General features: G+C 36.1%; 18 protein-coding genes and 2 riboswitches. Of the genes, 4 read left to right on the forward strand and 14 right to left on the reverse strand.

The genetic code is table 11. The features are described from left to right. Positions 1–30: 30 nt before the first annotated feature. The 6 genes from ilvB to F8M42_RS13410 form a co-directional block, all read right to left on the reverse strand. Positions 31–1686 carry a biosynthetic-type acetolactate synthase large subunit gene (gene ilvB, locus F8M42_RS13385; RefSeq protein ID WP_182187367.1) on the reverse strand — a complete coding sequence of 552 codons (1656 nt, stop codon included), beginning with the start codon at positions 1684–1686 and terminating at the stop codon, positions 31–33. A 43-nt stretch (positions 1687–1729) separates the two neighbouring features. After that, a complete protein-coding gene (gene ilvN / locus F8M42_RS13390; protein WP_182187369.1) occupies positions 1730–2260 on the reverse strand; it encodes an acetolactate synthase small subunit in 531 nt (176 codons plus the stop codon). Positions 2261–2408: 148 nt separating this feature from the next. After that, a complete protein-coding gene (locus F8M42_RS13395; protein WP_182187371.1) occupies positions 2409–3287 on the reverse strand; it encodes a DMT family transporter in 879 nt (292 codons plus the stop codon). Between the two features lie 135 nt (positions 3288–3422). After that, positions 3423–4157, reverse strand: coding sequence for an amino acid ABC transporter ATP-binding protein (locus F8M42_RS13400; RefSeq protein ID WP_182188768.1), 735 nt, complete (start codon positions 4155–4157; stop codon positions 3423–3425). Further along, a complete protein-coding gene (locus tag F8M42_RS13405; protein WP_182187373.1) occupies positions 4150–4815 on the reverse strand; it encodes an amino acid ABC transporter permease in 666 nt (221 codons plus the stop codon). Before F8M42_RS13405 ends, F8M42_RS13400 begins: the two co-directional genes overlap by 8 nt. A 75-nt stretch (positions 4816–4890) precedes the next feature. Continuing rightward, the gene (locus F8M42_RS13410; protein WP_182187375.1) at positions 4891–5682 is read right to left on the reverse strand and encodes a transporter substrate-binding domain-containing protein; all 792 of its coding nucleotides are present in this window, start codon (positions 5680–5682) and stop codon (positions 4891–4893) included. A 315-nt stretch (positions 5683–5997) separates the two neighbouring features. After that, positions 5998–6106, forward strand: a riboswitch (TPP riboswitch). Between the two features lie 69 nt (positions 6107–6175). Here F8M42_RS13410 and thiS point away from each other — a divergent pair. From thiS to thiE, 4 genes are all read left to right on the forward strand, one after another. After that, positions 6176–6382, forward strand: coding sequence for a sulfur carrier protein ThiS (gene thiS, locus F8M42_RS13415; protein ID WP_182187377.1), 207 nt, complete (start codon positions 6176–6178; stop codon positions 6380–6382). Beyond that, positions 6379–7176: a thiazole synthase gene (locus F8M42_RS13420; RefSeq protein ID WP_407672850.1), complete on the forward strand. Its 798-nt coding sequence runs from the start codon at positions 6379–6381 to the stop codon at positions 7174–7176. Before thiS ends, F8M42_RS13420 begins: the two co-directional genes overlap by 4 nt. Position 7177: 1 nt before the next feature. After that, a complete protein-coding gene (gene thiH, locus F8M42_RS13425) occupies positions 7178–8290 on the forward strand; it encodes a 2-iminoacetate synthase ThiH (protein WP_182187378.1) in 1113 nt (370 codons plus the stop codon). A gap of 220 nt (positions 8291–8510) precedes the next feature. Beyond that, entirely contained in the window at positions 8511–9173 is a 663-nt protein-coding gene (thiE, locus tag F8M42_RS13430; protein WP_182187379.1) for a thiamine phosphate synthase, read from the forward strand. 107 nt (positions 9174–9280) lie between these two features. Here thiE and F8M42_RS13435 read toward each other — a convergent pair whose 3' ends face one another. The 8 genes from F8M42_RS13435 to F8M42_RS13470 form a co-directional block, all read right to left on the reverse strand. Beyond that, positions 9281–10030 carry an ABC transporter permease gene (locus tag F8M42_RS13435; protein ID WP_182187380.1) on the reverse strand — a complete coding sequence of 250 codons (750 nt, stop codon included), beginning with the start codon at positions 10028–10030 and terminating at the stop codon, positions 9281–9283. Between the two features lies 1 nt (position 10031). Then, entirely contained in the window at positions 10032–10715 is a 684-nt protein-coding gene (locus tag F8M42_RS13440) for an ABC transporter ATP-binding protein (protein ID WP_182187381.1), read from the reverse strand. Between the two features lie 191 nt (positions 10716–10906). Beyond that, a complete protein-coding gene (locus tag F8M42_RS13445) occupies positions 10907–12145 on the reverse strand; it encodes an L-lactate MFS transporter (RefSeq protein ID WP_182187382.1) in 1239 nt (412 codons plus the stop codon). Between the two features lie 80 nt (positions 12146–12225). Continuing rightward, a riboswitch (ZMP/ZTP riboswitch) is annotated at positions 12226–12308 on the reverse strand. 66 nt (positions 12309–12374) lie between these two features. After that, positions 12375–12749, reverse strand: coding sequence for a desulfoferrodoxin (locus F8M42_RS13450; protein ID WP_196590890.1), 375 nt, complete (start codon positions 12747–12749; stop codon positions 12375–12377). 81 nt (positions 12750–12830) lie between these two features. Further along, complete coding sequence (locus F8M42_RS13455; protein WP_182187384.1) at positions 12831–13646, reverse strand: family 1 encapsulin nanocompartment shell protein; 816 nt, start codon at positions 13644–13646, stop codon at positions 12831–12833. Between the two features lie 39 nt (positions 13647–13685). Then, positions 13686–14054, reverse strand: coding sequence for a ferritin family protein (locus tag F8M42_RS13460; RefSeq protein ID WP_182187385.1), 369 nt, complete (start codon positions 14052–14054; stop codon positions 13686–13688). A gap of 590 nt (positions 14055–14644) precedes the next feature. Then, a complete protein-coding gene (locus F8M42_RS13465) occupies positions 14645–15859 on the reverse strand; it encodes an SAM-dependent methyltransferase (protein ID WP_182187386.1) in 1215 nt (404 codons plus the stop codon). 486 nt (positions 15860–16345) lie between these two features. Continuing rightward, positions 16346–16852 (reverse strand): DUF4446 family protein, encoded by a 507-nt coding sequence (locus tag F8M42_RS13470; protein WP_182187387.1) that lies wholly within the window; start codon positions 16850–16852, stop codon positions 16346–16348. Between the last annotated feature and the right edge of the window lie 49 nt (positions 16853–16901).

Here is a 16901-nt window from a genome sequence, read left to right on the forward strand (position 1 = left end):
TCTATAATAAATTTTACATAAATACATTTGTTAAAATTTAATAAATGTATTTATTCCACAATCCATTTTCGTCATTGGTTCAACAAACTCTTTATCAATATTGACAATTATTGCCTTCGGCCTATTCTCAGATATTGCATTACTTAACGCTTCAACGAATTCATCCATACTATGAACATCATAAGTATCAATTCCAAAGCTATTAACATACTCAGCGTAATTCATTCTGTATTTGAATTCACTGGAAAAATATCTCGTACCATAAAACACTTTTTGCAGTTGACGAATCATACCAAGTGATTCATTATTAATAATAACTGATATTATTGGTAAATTTAATGCTGCAATTGTGTAGTACTCACTACCAGTCATCTTTATACCACCATCGCCTGCAATATGTATAACACGCCTATCATGTTTATAGTAAATCTGAATTCCCACAGCTGCCGGCAGACCAAATCCCATAGTACCCAGTCCACCAGATGTAAACCAGGTACGCGGTTTGAATCTTTCAATATGCTGCGCTGCCCACATCTGATGCTGTCCAACATCGGTAACTACCGCATAATCTCCCCTATTTATTGTTTGTGAAATATGATGCATTACATTTGGAACATCGTATGCTCCTGTATATTCAAAGTCATCTTCTTTCCGCAGCTCATTCAACCTATTCCACCATTTTGCCAAATCATCCACTGCTTTTTGCTGCATCAGCAATGCTAATATAATTTTAATATCCCCGGCCAGTCCGATACTACTGTGTACATTCTTATCTATTTCAGCAGGATCAATATCTATATGAATAAAATGTTTGTCATTTACATACTCAGTAATATTTCCTGTCTGCCGATCACCAAAACGACTGCCTATCGCAATTACTAAATCAGCTTCAGCCACTGCACAATTAGCTGATTTTCTGCCATGCAAACCGGCAAATCCCATGTATAATTCATGATCAGCAGGGAATGATCCTATTCCCATTAATGTCACCACTACCGGCAGATTATATTTTTCGGCAAATTTTCTCAATTCATCAGACGCCTGTCCAAATATTACACCACCGCCTGCTATTATAATAGGTTTATGTGACTGCAATATCTTCTTTTGTGCCTCTGCCGCACAAATCAGAAAATCGGCATCCGGCCGGTCTGTTTCCCGTTTTTGTAAATTATATTTTGGATATGGCACATCGCAAAAAAATAAATCTTTAGGAATATCCACTAATACCGGGCCTTTGCGTCCTGTATTAGCCAATTCAAATGCTTTTCTCAATACAACGACTAGTTCATCTGCCTTCCTAAGACGAAAACTATATTTTGTAATCGGCATCGTTATACCAAAGATATCTGTTTCCTGAAATGAATCTTTCCCCAGTAAATCGCTGTCTACCTGTCCGGTTATTATTATCATAGGAACCGAATCCATAAATGCCGTAGCAATTCCCGTTACTAAATTAGTTGCACCCGGGCCCGACGTTGCTATACATACTCCTGGCAGACCACTGGCCCGTGCGTATCCATCAGCTGCATGAGCTGCTGATTGTTCATGTGTAGATAAAATAAATTTAATACTTTCGTCACGTCCCAAAGCATCAAAAAGCGGTAATATCATCCCGCCCGGATATCCAAATACTGTATCTACATTATTCTCTTTAAGACATTTAATAATTGCTGCTGATCCTTCCATATATATCTACCTCAATATTTTTAATACATTATTATTAACCTGATTAAAGCAAATTTTTGCTGTAAAACGCTGTTTTCCCTGCACAGTTAAAAATAGTCTTTTCTCCCCGTTCCAATGCTACTTGTCCGGTCCGTATCACCTCTAAAATCCCATACGGCGTCAACAATTGCAGCAATGCCGATACTTTTTCGTCCTGTCCGGTTATTTCAAAAATCAACGTTGTTTTTTGTACATCAATTACATGGGCACGAAATAGTTCGGCTATTTTTAATACATCCAGCCGATTAGTATCATCAGCCCTTATTTTTATGAGTGTCATTCCCCGATACACAGCTGTTTCAGGATTATGTAATTGTACTGCTGCCACATCAGGAATTTTGCCCAACTGTTTGATGATCTGATCAACAATGTAGGATTCTCCCTGGAAAAAAATTGTAATCCTTGAATACTTATTTGGCTGTGTAACTCCTACCGATAAACTATCGATATTAAACGAACGTCGTGAAAACATACCGACTACACGTAACAACACACCTGGCTGATTATTCACTAGAACTGAAAGCACATGCTTCATAATTATTCACCCTGCCAATTCACTTAATCTATAAGTTTATATTAATATATGATTTTACATTAAAAAATAAAATAAATCCAGAAAAAAGACAATAAATTAAAACAAAATGTCTTTTTTCTGGATTTATTTTATCAAAATTATTATAATATTATTTTTGTGCTAATATAAATACTGTACCAACAATCAATATACTGCCAATTATTTCCGGCCAGCCAAAAATCACATTCATAAATATAACCGACAATACCACAGAAGAAAAAGGCTCAATAGATGCCATCGCGGCGACCTCTGTGGGATATAAATATTTAGTACTTTCTATATATGACCAAAAAGATATCACCGTACCACAAATTACAACAAACAACACCCCTGCAGCCGCCTTAAAATCAAAAATCCCCTGAAAGGCGAATGGTGACTGAAAAAATGACAGCAATACTCCTCCTATGAACATTCCCCAGCCAACAACCAATGAAGAGTGGTACTTTTGCAGCATTTTTCTTGGCTGCAGCGTATATATGGCAGCCGCAAAAGCTGAAATCAATCCCCAAAACAGTGCAGTTTGCGAAATCGCTAAACGACTAAAAGTTCCCTTCGTAACCAATAAAAAAGTTCCCACTAGTGCCATAATCAGGCATAAACTTTCTCTTATCATCGGCCTGCGCCGTTCGACTATTAAAACATACAATAAAACAACTATAGGCATAAGATACTGCAAAATTGTTGCCGTAGCCGCATTACTATAGCTAATAGCACAAATATATGTATATTGTGTCATTAGCATTCCAAATGCACTAAAAATAATTATATCCTTTTTATATGGGCTCCACCATATAGACGAAAGCTGACTATGATAAATCATCTTATCGACCGTCAGCAAAACTGCCCCACCGCAAATAAGTCTGATTATTGTCAGCCAGCCCGCTGCAAACATTTTTTCTTGCAGTAAATACTGTACCACTACACCGGCAGCGCCCCATAATACTGTTCCCATAATAATAAGCAAAAATCCTTTTAACCGGTCATTCATAAAATATGATTCTCCTTTAAAACAAATAATACATTGCTATATTGTAACACATAACCGTCCCATATTCATCAGCAATAATTACGTATAATTCATTTGGCGATTTCATATTCTTTAACCGGACAAACAATAACCATATCAGCTATCCAACGGTTTTAATACCGAGCTTAAAAATGCCTGTGTTCTTTCATTGTCCGGATTTGTAAATATTTTATCCGGTTTATTTTCCTCCACAATATAACCATCTGCCATAAATATTACCCGATTGGCAACTTCTCTGGCAAAATTCATCTCATGTGTAACAACTACCATTGTCATACCTGATTCTGCCAAAGAACGCATTACTTTTAAAACTTCTCCGACCATTTCCGGATCAAGCGCCGACGTTGGTTCATCAAACAACATTATACTGGGATTCATCGCTAATGCACGAGCAATGGCGATACGCTGTTTTTGCCCGCCGGACAAAGTATCAGGGTAAACATTTCTCTTTTCCTCCAGACCGACTTTTTGAAGCAGCTCTCCTACTTTTTCGGCTGCCTGATGTTTATTTAAAATTCCCAGCTGAACCGGAGCCAGTATTATATTTTTTTCGACATTATAATTGGGAAAAAGATTAAATAACTGAAATACCATGCCAATTTTTTCCCTAAACTTATTTATATTTTTTACTTTAGTAAGATTTGTCCCAAATATTTCTATGTCACCAGACTGTATCTCTTCCAAGCGATTCAGGCAGCGCAGCAATGTACTTTTACCCGAACCGGAAGGTCCGATAATACACAGCACTTCTCCCTTTTCCACCGAAAAGGAAATATCCTTCAACACTGATAAATCTCCATAAGATTTAAACAAATTTTTTACTTCAATTATTTTTTCCATGCTGCAGACTCCTTTCCACATATTTGGCCAAAATCGACAAAAGAACTATTACTATCAGATACATAACAGCAGCGTAGGAATAAACCTCAAAAGGACGATAATTGCGGGCAATTATTATCTGTGAATTCATTGTCAATTCACGTACGCTGATAACCGAAAGGATTGAAGTATCCTTGAGTGTAGTAATAAACTGATTTATTATTGGCGGGATCATTATTTTTACAGCCTGTGGAATAACTACTAAAGCCATAGTACGGAAATAGCCAAGTCCCAAACTCCTGGCTGCTTCAATTTGCCCTACATCAACAGCCTTTATCCCACCGCGGAAAATCTCTGCCAAATATGCACTGGCATTAATTGTCAAAGTAATAATACTGGCCAGCAGCGGGTCAAACTTTATATTGAGCAATGCGCCTACGCCAAAAAACAAAAACAACCCAAAGATCATTACTGGTATGCCTCTCACTATATAAACATAGGCCGTATAAAAAATTTCCAATATTTTTATTTTTGACAATGCAAATATCGCCAAAATCAAACCAACGATAAATGCTAAAATAAGTGAAGCACCAGCCATTATCATCGTAATTTTAAGGCCAGCAAGTAAGGATGGTAAACATTCAATTAATAAAGAAAAATAGTCATTCATATTTTATCCCTCATAAGTAAAAAGCAGCGGATGGATTCCTCCATCCGCCGGATTTCACTATTTATTTACTATGTTTTACTGATATTGTTTTATAATTTTATCATATGTCCCATTGTCCTTAATCTTCTTTAATCCTTCATTAAACATTTTAAGTAAATCAGCATTGCTTCCCTTTTTAACTGCAAAACCGTACTGTGGCGGATTATCATTAACATCTTCAACTGCGACACGAAGCTTGGCTTGTTCACCTATTTTTATCTGATAAGAAATGACCGGATAATCTTCCAATAAAAAGTCTGCATTACCATTAGCAACTGCCATCATCATTCCTGGTGAATCATCATAGTAAGTTATATTTAAATTGTATTTATCCTTGTTATCTTCAACAAACTTAGCCCCAGTGGTACCTTTTTTTACGGCTACCGTTTTACCTGTTATATCAGCTAATTTATTAATACTTGTATTATCCTTGTTTACTACTATAGATGAACCTGATTTGATATAAGGATCAGAAAAATCCACTGTTTTTTTGCGTTCATCAGTAATTGTGATACCTGCTATAGCACCATCAAGCTGGCCTGATACAAGTCCCGGAATAATTCCGCTGAAATCCATTGGTTTTAAATTATATTTAAAACCTTCTTCTTTAGCAATTGCATCTAATAGCTCAACATCAATGCCTTTATATTTTCCATCAACTTCCATTGAAAACGGTGCATACTTAGCATCACAGGCAATTGTATAAACTTTATCTGCCGATGATTCAGTACTTGATGCCGACTCTTTTTCCGTACTGCCGCAACCGGCCAGCATTACCACGGCAAGTGCCGATACAGCTAATGCCGCCATGATTTTTTTTACTTTCATTAAAACTCCTCCTTAGTATACTTTGCATAAAAAAAGCCGAAAAACACTTAATTAATTAGTATTTTTCGGCTGCATTGCCTCAATCGAACTATCTTTGGCATTATAATATCATAGAGGTTTATAAAGGTCAATACTTATATTTAATATTTTCTATAAAAATTTATTTTTTTATTTAAATTTATAAAAAGATAGTGCAATTATCCCTAAAATAATGAAGTTTATCAATAAAATAATAGCAAAAACTCCTATTATTTTTTAATTCTCCAGTATAAGTATTTGACAAAACCATTTAATCGCTTTACAATGACCCTAATAGAATATCAGCAAGGGAGCCTCTATGCAAGTGGCTGAGAAAGGACTGTTAGTACCTGACCTTTTACCTGATCGGGATAATGCCTGCGGAGGGAGCTTTTCGACTTACTAACAAGTATGCGTCTATCCTTATCAGGATAGGCGTTTTTTTATTCTAAATTTAAAAGGGAGATTTATTATTTTGCAAATATTAATTAATGGCAAATCTACATCAGTTACTGACAAGACCACTATCCTCACTATAATGCAGGAGCGCAAACTCAGTAATGGACGTGCCGTCGTTGAACTTAACGAAATGATCGTAGATAAAACAGCTTGGTCTACAACATTTTTCAAAGAAAATGACACTCTGGAAATCGTAACTTTTATGGGGGGCGGTTCAAAATGATTCAAATGATGAATGATGATAAACTAATAATCGGGAAAAAAATTCTTAAAAGCAGATTGCTCATTGGTACAGGAAAATTTCCCAATAACAAAAAAATGCCTGCTATCATCCACGCCGGTGATGCAGCGGTGGTAACAGTAGCATTAAGACGTGCCAATGAACATTCCCAATCAGAAAACATCCTCGATTATATTCCTGATGATGTTATTTTAATGCCAAATACCTCCGGTGCCAGAACTGCCGATGAGGCTATTCGCATTGCCCATTTATCTAAAGCCATGGGCTGCGGTGACTGGATAAAAATTGAAGTTATTGCTGATAACCGCTATCTTCTGCCAGATAACCAAGAAACACTCAAAGCAACTCAACTACTGGTTAAAGAAGGATTCACTGTGCTACCTTATATCAGTCCTGATTTAATGACCGCCAAACATTTAGCTGACGCAGGGGCAGCTGCCATAATGCCGTTAGCCGCTCCGATCGGTTCAAATCGAGGACTGCGTACCAAAGAATTACTAAAAATAATCATTGACGAAATCGATCTTCCTATAATTGTGGATGCCGGTATCGGCAAACCATCTGAAGCTGCTGAATGCATGGAATTGGGCGCCGCCGCTATTTTAACTAATACGGCTGTTGCCACTGCAAATGATCCCCAGCAAATGGCAGCCGCTTTCTCTTTAGCCGTTAAAGCTGGAAGGATTGCTTTTCTTGCCGGTATGGGACGCACATCATCCATAAGAGCAAGTGCTTCATCACCGCTTACTGGTTTTCTACGTAAGGAGGTAAATTAAAATGTCTTCCGAAAATTTTTTAGCAGAAAAACAATTTTACAATCATCTTGATTTTAAAGATTTTTTTGCCCATGTCACACCGCAGACTGTACAGCAGACATTGTCCAAGGAACATCTAACACGCAAAGATTTTCTTGTACTATTATCTCCTGCGGCACAAGATTGCTTGGAAGAAATGGCACAGCGTTCGCGTTATGAAACAATCAAAAACTTTGGCTATACCATGCAGCTATTCACACCAATGTACATTGCTGATTATTGCGATAATCTTTGCGTTTATTGTGGATTTAATCACAAAAATACCATTAACCGCCGCTGTTTAAACATGGATGAAATAAAAATAGAAGCCGCCAATATTGCCCAAACCGGTTTACGCAACATATTGATATTGACCGGTGAATCACAAAAATACAGTCCAGTGGATTATATTCTGGAAGCTGTACAGGTTCTGCATGATTATTTTGACAGCATTGCCATTGAAGTATATTCATTTTCCCAAGCCGATTATAATCGTGCCGTACAAGCCGGTGTAGATGGTATGACCATGTTTCAGGAATGCTATAACAAAAAAGTTTATCAATCACTTCATCCAGGCGGGCCAAAAGCAAATTATGAATTTCGCCTTGATGCCCCGGAACGTGCCTGTCGAGCCGGCATGAGAAATGTCAATATTGGAGCGTTACTGGGACTTAATGAATGGCGCGAAGAAGCCTTTTTTACAGGTATTCATGCCGACTATCTCCAACATAAATACAAAGAAGTAGAAATAGCTGTTTCTACACCGAGAATTTGTCCTTGTTCAGCAGATTATAAACCACTCTCATTAGTTAATGATCATGACCTTGTCCAATATATAACGGCTCTGAGAATATTCCTGCCGCGTGCCGGGCTGACACTTTCAACCCGTGAAAAGCCACAAATGCGTGATAATCTTATTAAAATAGGCATAACAAAAATATCCGGCGGCGTTACAGTGGCTGTAGGTGGCCATACAAAGGGGGATGATGGCGGACAGTTTAAAATTTCTGATGAACGTTCTATCCCGCAAATGGCTAAAATGCTTTACGCGCAAGGTTATCAGCCGGTGTATAAAGATTGGCAGACCTTAATTTAACCACAATTGATCAAAAGCAGTATTTTTTAATTCTGCCTGCATAAATAATGAATATATTTTTCTGCAAATAAATTTCATCGTTTTTATCATTAACACGATAAACGTGAAATGATTGTATTAAATCAAAATATATGCAGGAATATTTCTCCTGTACGCGAAATATAAAAATATTATACAATTTATCATCATATACTATCAAGTCACCCAGGAGGATATTTATATGAATTTAAGAGCAGGTATGGAAACTTTCTTTAATACAGGAATTTACGGAATAACTGCTGAAAATCTATCAAATGGCCGTGATAATATTGAGGTTGTCCGTGAAATGCTTGATGGAGGCATAAAATTCATTCAATATCGCGAAAAAGAAAAAGATGCACTTTCGCGATATGAGGAATGTCTCATCTTGCGTGATATGATAAAACAAGCCGGTGGTATTTTTATCATTGATGATTTTATTGATTTGGCACTAGCTGTTGATGCTGATGGTGTACATATCGGCCAATCTGATTTACCTGCACGAACTGTCAGAAGAATACTTGGTAATGATAAAATAATCGGCTTATCAACGCATAATTCTGAGCAACTCGAGCATGCCAATGGATTAAAAAGATATATTGACTATATCGGTGTCGGCCCCATTCATTCCACATCTACTAAACCCAATACCGAACCAGTAGGTTTGACATATCTTAATTACTCCATAAAGCATTCTGAATTGCCCTTGGTAGCAATTGGTGGAATAAAAGAACAAAATATCGACGAAATCATCCAAGCAGGGACAAAAACCATAGCTATTGTAAGTGATATTGTAACTACTGATAATATAAAAGAAAAGGTCAAACGTCTACGGGGAAAAATTTTTTCTCACATGTTTGATTAACAAAATATTCAAGTATCTGTTGATAAATAAAGCGGACATCAAAAATACAAACTCAATTTTTGATGTCCGCTTTATTTATATAATTACGTTCGTCCCCATCAGATATATTATATATCGTACAATTGGGCTTTATCATTAAAAAAGCTGCGATAAGCCCAATAACTGGCTGAAAATCCGGCTATAGTAACAGAACCGGTTATCATGAACATTACCATAATTTGATATTTAATAGCTATTTCCGGTGCTGTTCCTGCCAATATAAGCCCTGTCATCATACCCGGCAGCTGAACTATTCCCATAGTCTTCATTGAATCAACCGTTGGTGCCATAGCCAATTTAATACTATTTCTGATAAGTCCCCTGGCTGCTTCACGTGGCTTTGCTCCTAAACATAATTTAACTTCAACTTCGTCACGTCTGTCAAAAAAACTGTCAGCTAAATTTTTATACAAAACACCTAACGCAATCATTGAATTTCCGACTACCATACCACTTATCGGTATGGCTTCACTAGGTGTATAAGAAATAGCTTTTACCAATATCAGTGCTCCTAACGTAATTATAAGAGATAATAATATTGATACGAAAGATATTCTTTTAGCATGAACTATTTTTTCACCTCGTTTAGCTGCCACTAAAGTAGCATTATAAACCATTATCAATAAAATTAAACTAGTGATAAAAACATTATCTAAACTAAATATGAACTTCAGAATAAGACCTATTATTGAAAGCTGGATTACAGCCCTTATACTGCCAATTATAATATCTCTTTCCAAACCCAGTCTTTCTCGATAAGAAATAATTATCGCTATTGTCGGCAATATATATGTCAATGCCAATGCCCAATTACTCATTTCACTGCTCCCTGGAAGAAAAATATTTTTGTGCTGTACCTTGAAAATCAATTTGTCCATCTTTTATACAAATTACGTTTTGTGCTAAACGCCTAAGTTGTTCGATATTATGTGTAATAAAAATAATTGTAATATTTTTTGTTTCAGTCTGTTGACGAATAAAATTTTCCAAGATTTCCGTATTTGCTTCATCCAATGCGGCTGTTATCTCATCAAGCAGCAACACTTCCGGCTTTACTAATAAAGATCTGACAAAAGCCACTCTTTGCTGTTCTCCCCCTGACATCTCATTACGCTTTTTGTCTAAAAAATCAGGCGTGAGATTCACTTTATCCATAAAAGCCAGCATCTCCGCTTTATCTGGCTGCAGATTTCTCACAGTATACGAGTAAGCCAGATTTTCATATACTGTTCCCGCAAAAATATACGGTTTTTGTAGTACATAACCGATTTCCCGCCGCAGCAGCATAGGATTATAATCTAAAATATTTTTCCCCTTATAAAAAATATTTCCTTTCGTAGGACTTTGCAACAGATTTACCAAACGCAGGAGTGATGATTTTCCTGAGCCGGATGGGCCGGTAATCCCCACTATATCTCCTTCACCAACTACAAAAGATACATTTTGCAAAATAGTGTTGCCATTTTTTACAAAAGCGACCTTGTCACATTCGATAATATTCACTTATGTCACCTAATCCTTAATTTATCGCAGATAGTTTTATCATAAAAATTCCTCAAATAATCCGACTATTATTATACCATTATTCTATTATATTAAACAAAATACTATACTCTCTTATTTTATAATATTACTTAATATTATAAATAATGCTGCCCGCAAAGTTCCGAGCAGCACCCTTACTCAAATATTTATTACAAAGCTTTTATCATTTTTTCCTTGATTTTTGCTAAATTACCTGACTGCAATTTTTTCCCTTTATATTTCAATACCAATGCAATAATGAGATTCAATATAAAACAAACTGAGAAGAAATAAAGCGTTATTGAATAACTATTAGTGGATTCCCGCAGCCAAGATACAAGAAATGGGCCTACTACCCCTGCTATTCCCCATGCCGTTAAGATTCGTCCATGAATAGCGCTAAGCTGTCTGGTACCAAATATGTCACTCAAATAAGCCGGCATACAAGAAAATCCTCCGCCATAACAAGTAATAATCAAAAAAATCAATGCCTCAAAAGCCATCATACTGCTAACCTGTGCCAATTGCCAAAACGCGACTATTTCTATTGCAAAAAACACCGCATATGTATAACCGCGCCCCAAATAATCCGAAAGCGTCGACCAAAAAATTCTGCCCAGTCCATTCAATAACCCAATAATTCCCACCATTGAAGCAGCAGCTGCAGGTGTCATTTTTACTACATCTTGTGCCATTGGTGACGCTACTGCCAGCAAGCCTATCCCGCAGGTAATATTTATAAAAAATATCCACCATAATGCTCCAAACTGCCATGTTTTTAAAGCTTCATTAGCGGAAATACCCCGGCTGCCCCTTATAACCGCCAAACTGCTTTCGGAAACATTATTTACCGGTGGTTTCAAATAAGCAGCTGATACTGCCATTATGATCATATATATGCAGCCTAATATCAAAAAATTATTGATTAATCCGTACTGTGCCGTAAGATACTGCATTAACGGCCCGGCAATAAGACTGGCAAAACCAAACCCCATTATTGCCAGTCCAGTGGCAAATCCACGATTATTGGGAAAATACTTAACTAAAGTAGAGACGGGAGTTATATAGCCAATACCTAACCCAACACCGCCAATTACTCCATAAAAAATATATAACAATGATAAATTATTCATTTTAATTGCTAAGGCCGTACCAAACATTCCACTTACGAAAAATATCATTGCCGTCAAACCACTTTTTTTAGGTCCATATTTTTCCACAAAACTTCCCAAGAAACCCGCTGACAAACCCAAAAATAAAATTGCCAGAGAAAACGCCCATGTTGTTTGCTTAAGGGATAATCCCATTTGCTGCATTATTGGTTTCGTTAAAACACTCCAAGCATAAACACTGCCAATACAGATATGAATTCCAATTGCTGCTAAAGCAATAAGCCAACGATTTCGCATAATATCTCTTCTCCTTTTTCAATAAAAGATATATCAAAGAGAACTATTACCGAACGCAAAAAACCGCCCAGGCATAATAATTCTCTTGCCCAGACGGTCGGCTTAAACTACAATACAGTCCATGTGGTCTATTCCACATTATCCGTCAGTCCTGTACTGCAATATTAAATTGCTGATATGTGCATATTATAACAAGCAGCTTTTCCTGTGTCAACACTTTGCCACAAAATTAGAAATCGGTCTTCCATAATCCATGCAAATTGCAATATTCATACACAGTACCATTTTGTGCAGTACAAAATTCAGCCTTAGGTTCTTCGCCCGGCTGCAAAAATTGAATGCGCACACGTGAATCAGCGGCCAAAGCAATCCACTGAATATAATGTTCCGGCTGCATCGGATGCAATGTAGCTCCCACTGCAACTTCGATTTTCCCATCTTTTTTAGTCACTACAGGAACATGCTTTTCCTGGGCAGCATCGGTCGTATTGGGATTGAGCTTCGTCATCGGCTGACCACAGCAAGAAAGCGTACCCCCGCCATTATTAATCAAAGCTACTATATTACCACATTTTTCACAACGATAAAAAACAACCTTTTCCATCTTCATCATACCTCCATATACATAAAAATACATAATTTATATATAAAATGCTTTTTACTGATACTAATTCATTTTATACCCTTACTGAAAAATGACTATAGACTGCGGCCTTTTTATTCTAAGACGAATTGTTTCCAGAATGCGGAATTTATGATTTAAGTCGATTTGTTCCAAATAAGCTGTTTTCATATCCTGACCGACAACCAAATCCACATTACGACTGTCGGCGCAGACTAATACAGCCTTTTCCCTGCCTAAGACAGGTGAAACATATATTTTCTTATTCAATAATTTTTTTATCCGATCAGCCTCTAACATTCCCGTACCTGGCTGTAACCGTTGCAACTGCAAATATAAATCGGGACTTAATGCTAAACAATAAGCTCCATATATACCCTTTCCCACCAATATATTAATGGCACCAGATATATCACTGAAAGCATTTTCGCCTGTTTTCCAATCTGATTTTTTAATAGTATTAGCCCCTGCGACACTAAATAATCCATCAATAGCAAAATCACTATTACCAAAGAAAACAAGCCTGTCTTCTTTTAATGCACAGCCTTCCGCCGCACTGATCACCCTTGATAAATCAATAGGATACCCCGCATGGAGTGAAGACTGCATGTCTTTTGCCAATAAAGTAAAATCTTCATACAATGTTGGAAGTTCAACTAATTTTCGACCAGAAGTCATCATTACGCCATTTTTAGCAACTTCTTCCAATTTATCTGCATCATCAACAGCAATATCAGTAACTCCTATACCCAGTGGTCCAAAAACCGGAATAAATCTTCGTCCGTTTAAGATTCTGCTGGCTGTTTCCACAACAGTCTGATCTATTTGCTGCCAAAGTTCAGTACTCAATGCTGCCGCATCTCTAGACAAATATTCCATATAAACATCCCTCCCAATTTTTTGTTTAAAATAGCTTGCTCATTTTATCAAACTGCCTATAGTAGTTTCTGCCTCATTACCATGGCTAACTGGTTTCTGTGCATTTTCTTTTGCAAGCTCTTCCATTAATTCCTTAACTTCAGCCTCACCGGATGCAAAATGATCTGCCTCTTGAGGATCAAGAATACGCAGCAATGTCATTAATTCACCCACATGTGCTTTTTCTTCATCGCGTATATCCGCAAGAATTTTTTTAGCTGCCTCATTGTCTGTAGCCTGTACATGGGCATCATAAAGATATATTGCCTCAAGTTCCGAAGAAATATCCAAACGAACCGCCTGTACCAATTCCTCCTGTGTCAATTTACGATTAACATTCCCATTAAAGGGATTTGCAAATTCAGCCATCACCAATCCTCCTCACAATAAAAAGTTTCACTAATAAAACTAAATGAATTTATTTGTATGTGTAATTAATGCCATACACTTAAATCATTTACTCAATGTTAGGTATATTCTTCGCTAATGAATAAAATCCTTCTACAGGCTGCAACTCATGATAAATATATCGAAAAACATGATTACCCGTAAAATTCATTATAAATAAAATTATTTTATCTTCAATGCATCATCCAAATTTTTTATGGCTAAGTTTAATTGTTGTTCTAAAAGCCTGAGCCTATTAGCCAAATTTATTTCATTTTTCTGTCGATAAATAATTTCATCTGTCCTCACATATAATAATATATTTTCTAATTCTTTTTTTTGTTTTTCTACATCGGAAAATAATTTTAAAATAACAAAAACTCCTTCGTAATAACAATTGATTCTGTATATATTATATCCGATAGTGAGGATAATTTATACAGTTTGGTAAAAATTTTCTCTATATTTTTAATAAAATTAAATTTAACCATAAAAATACCTTGCAACAACTGAAAAAAAGCCATTATGATAAATTCTTATCATAATGGCCTATCATAGATCAAAGCAGTATTCTATTCTTCATACATGTATTTATTAGTCATCGGCAACGTATTATTGACACCCTTACTTAAAAGGAATTGCACTACATCAATATTTCCGGTCCTAAAAGCAGCAGCACAGCCGGAAAGATACAGTCCCCACATTCGTTTGAATTTTTCATCATACTTTTCCGGTAAAATATCCCTACAAGTCATAAACCTTTTATACCATTCATCCAACGTAAACGCATAATGACGCCGCAGACTTTCCAAATGAAGCAAATAAAAATTAAAATCGGGGAAATATCCCACTGTTTCATGAACTGTCGGAACATATCCGCCCGGGAAAATATATTTTTTCATCCAACTATTTGTCGGTGCTTCAGTAAAGCCCATTATGGAATGAAGTAAAAACAGTCCCTGTTTTTTCAATAATGTGTTGACCTTATGCAGATATAACGGTAAAAATTCCTTTCCAACATGTTCAAACATGCCAATGCTTACTATTTTATCAAATTGATATTTTTGGGGATCTAAATCCATATAATTCAATAACAGTATTTCTACCCGGTCTGACAGCCCTAATTTCTTTATTCTTTCCGTGGCACCAATATACTGTTCTTCACTCAAAGTTATACCTGTAGCTTTTACTCCGTATTTTTGCGCCGCACGAATCACCAGCCAACCCCAGCCACAGCCAATATCCAATAATGTTTCATCTTTTTTAAGCAGTAGTTTTTGTAAAGAATGATCTATTTTATTTAATTGAGCATCCTTTAATGTATCAGTGGTATGCTTAAAATAAGCGCAAGAGTAGGACATCGTTTCATCCAGCCATTTAGAATAAAAGTCATTGCCGATATCATAATGACTGTGTATATTTTTCTTTTCTTGTTCTTCAATCTTTTCTTTTTTCTGTTCTTCAATTCCTGCAAACAGCTTTTTCCGTAAGTCATCAATAGCATGTTTTTTTATATCATGTTCCTGATTTTGAAACATCACCGCAATAACATCATCGATAGAACCTTCAAAATCTATACTACCATCCATATAAGCTTCACCTAATGTCAATATTAAATCCGAGCTTATATTTTTAACATCTTTCAAATTAGGTTCCCGACTAAAAATTATTGTAAATTTGGGGGGTTCCGTACCATAACTTTTTTCTTCACCATCCCAGAATCTAACACTAAATCCGCCCTTGTTCCAATGGCTGAGCGCAGCCTTCAACGCAGCTTTTTTTAACATAAACATCGCCTCACTGATTAATTCAATTCATCGGCCGGGCAGTATAACATATAATTCCACCCACCAAACCGATTAACAAAATTAGCCCATATTCCAGATAATAACATTTTAAAAATAAACAATCCTGACTTTAATAAGCATTACTCATGGTTAAACTAACCATACCCCGGATGCATACTGTTTTTTGTAAAAACCATAATACATTACTCTTACTTATAATAGTAGTATATATATTATTAATTATAAGTTTATCACTATATTTTCAATATTACAAGCATACTGTAATTATATACTGCATACTTTCTTCCTGGAGTAATACAAATTCATTTTAATAAAACAATCTTCAATATTTTCTGCAAATCCCTCAACAGCAATCGTCTTCGTGATGCAATATCATATATTACGCCATTATTTTGTATTTATTTTTCAACCAATCAGCAAAAAAAATAAGGCCGGACAAAATATCCGACCCTGCCACTTACTCATTTAATGACACATCATTGCCTTATTTAAAGCTTCCTGTTCTTCGTCAGAAAGCTTATATGTAGAATTTCCTCTGTCGATTGGCTTTAAGTATGTGTTTGAGCTGCTGCGGCTGAATATACTTGACAATATTATCCCTGTATTTGTTTCATCCAAGAGAGCGACTGCATAGCTCAAATCACCCCCAACATCCTTAAATGCTGAAAATCTTACTATCCCAACTTTTTGTATAACCGTTTTTAAAACATTATGAATATGTCTATTGTCCGCTTCTATCTCAGCATTTTCTTCCATTACTTTTTCTACTTTATCAATATGCTCCATCAGCATTTTTTCAAGATCAACCGAATTACTCCCCGTCATCATTTGTTTATATGTTTTCTTCATATTGTTGATTCTTACCACCAATACCACTGCGATCACATATGCCAGTAAAATCAATACAGCCATTGCAATTATAATATATAACAGCATTTCATTATTCAGGCCATTTATTGTCCCGTACATCATTTATTGCTTCATCCTCTCACAATGACATAAGGTATACTTATATATTCAT

This window comes from Pectinatus frisingensis (genome assembly GCF_014076555.1).
GTDB classification, from domain to species: domain Bacteria; phylum Bacillota; class Negativicutes; order Selenomonadales; family Selenomonadaceae; genus Pectinatus; species Pectinatus frisingensis.

What these genes read in the sequence shown, in the direction of transcription:
- F8M42_RS13455 (WP_182187384.1), bottom strand. Translation starts at nt 13,646, where the DNA reads ATGGAATATTTGTCTAGAGATGCGGCAGCATTGAGTACTGAACTTTGG.
- F8M42_RS13460 (WP_182187385.1), bottom strand. Translation starts at nt 14,054, where the DNA reads ATGGCTGAATTTGCAAATCCCTTTAATGGGAATGTTAATCGTAAATTG.
- F8M42_RS13465 (WP_182187386.1), bottom strand. Translation starts at nt 15,859, where the DNA reads ATGTTAAAAAAAGCTGCGTTGAAGGCTGCGCTCAGCCATTGGAACAAG.
- thiE (WP_182187379.1), top strand. Translation starts at nt 8,511, where the DNA reads ATGAATTTAAGAGCAGGTATGGAAACTTTCTTTAATACAGGAATTTAC.
- thiH (WP_182187378.1), top strand. Translation starts at nt 7,178, where the DNA reads ATGTCTTCCGAAAATTTTTTAGCAGAAAAACAATTTTACAATCATCTT.
- F8M42_RS13450 (WP_196590890.1), bottom strand. Translation starts at nt 12,749, where the DNA reads ATGGAAAAGGTTGTTTTTTATCGTTGTGAAAAATGTGGTAATATAGTA.
- F8M42_RS13405 (WP_182187373.1), bottom strand. Translation starts at nt 4,815, where the DNA reads ATGAATGACTATTTTTCTTTATTAATTGAATGTTTACCATCCTTACTT.
- F8M42_RS13410 (WP_182187375.1), bottom strand. Translation starts at nt 5,682, where the DNA reads ATGAAAGTAAAAAAAATCATGGCGGCATTAGCTGTATCGGCACTTGCC.
- ilvB (WP_182187367.1), bottom strand. Translation starts at nt 1,686, where the DNA reads ATGGAAGGATCAGCAGCAATTATTAAATGTCTTAAAGAGAATAATGTA.
- F8M42_RS13420 (WP_407672850.1), top strand. Translation starts at nt 6,379, where the DNA reads ATGATTCAAATGATGAATGATGATAAACTAATAATCGGGAAAAAAATT.
- ilvN (WP_182187369.1), bottom strand. Translation starts at nt 2,260, where the DNA reads ATGAAGCATGTGCTTTCAGTTCTAGTGAATAATCAGCCAGGTGTGTTG.
- F8M42_RS13395 (WP_182187371.1), bottom strand. Translation starts at nt 3,287, where the DNA reads ATGAATGACCGGTTAAAAGGATTTTTGCTTATTATTATGGGAACAGTA.
- F8M42_RS13445 (WP_182187382.1), bottom strand. Translation starts at nt 12,145, where the DNA reads ATGCGAAATCGTTGGCTTATTGCTTTAGCAGCAATTGGAATTCATATC.
- F8M42_RS13435 (WP_182187380.1), bottom strand. Translation starts at nt 10,030, where the DNA reads ATGAGTAATTGGGCATTGGCATTGACATATATATTGCCGACAATAGCG.
- F8M42_RS13470 (WP_182187387.1), bottom strand. Translation starts at nt 16,852, where the DNA reads ATGATGTACGGGACAATAAATGGCCTGAATAATGAAATGCTGTTATAT.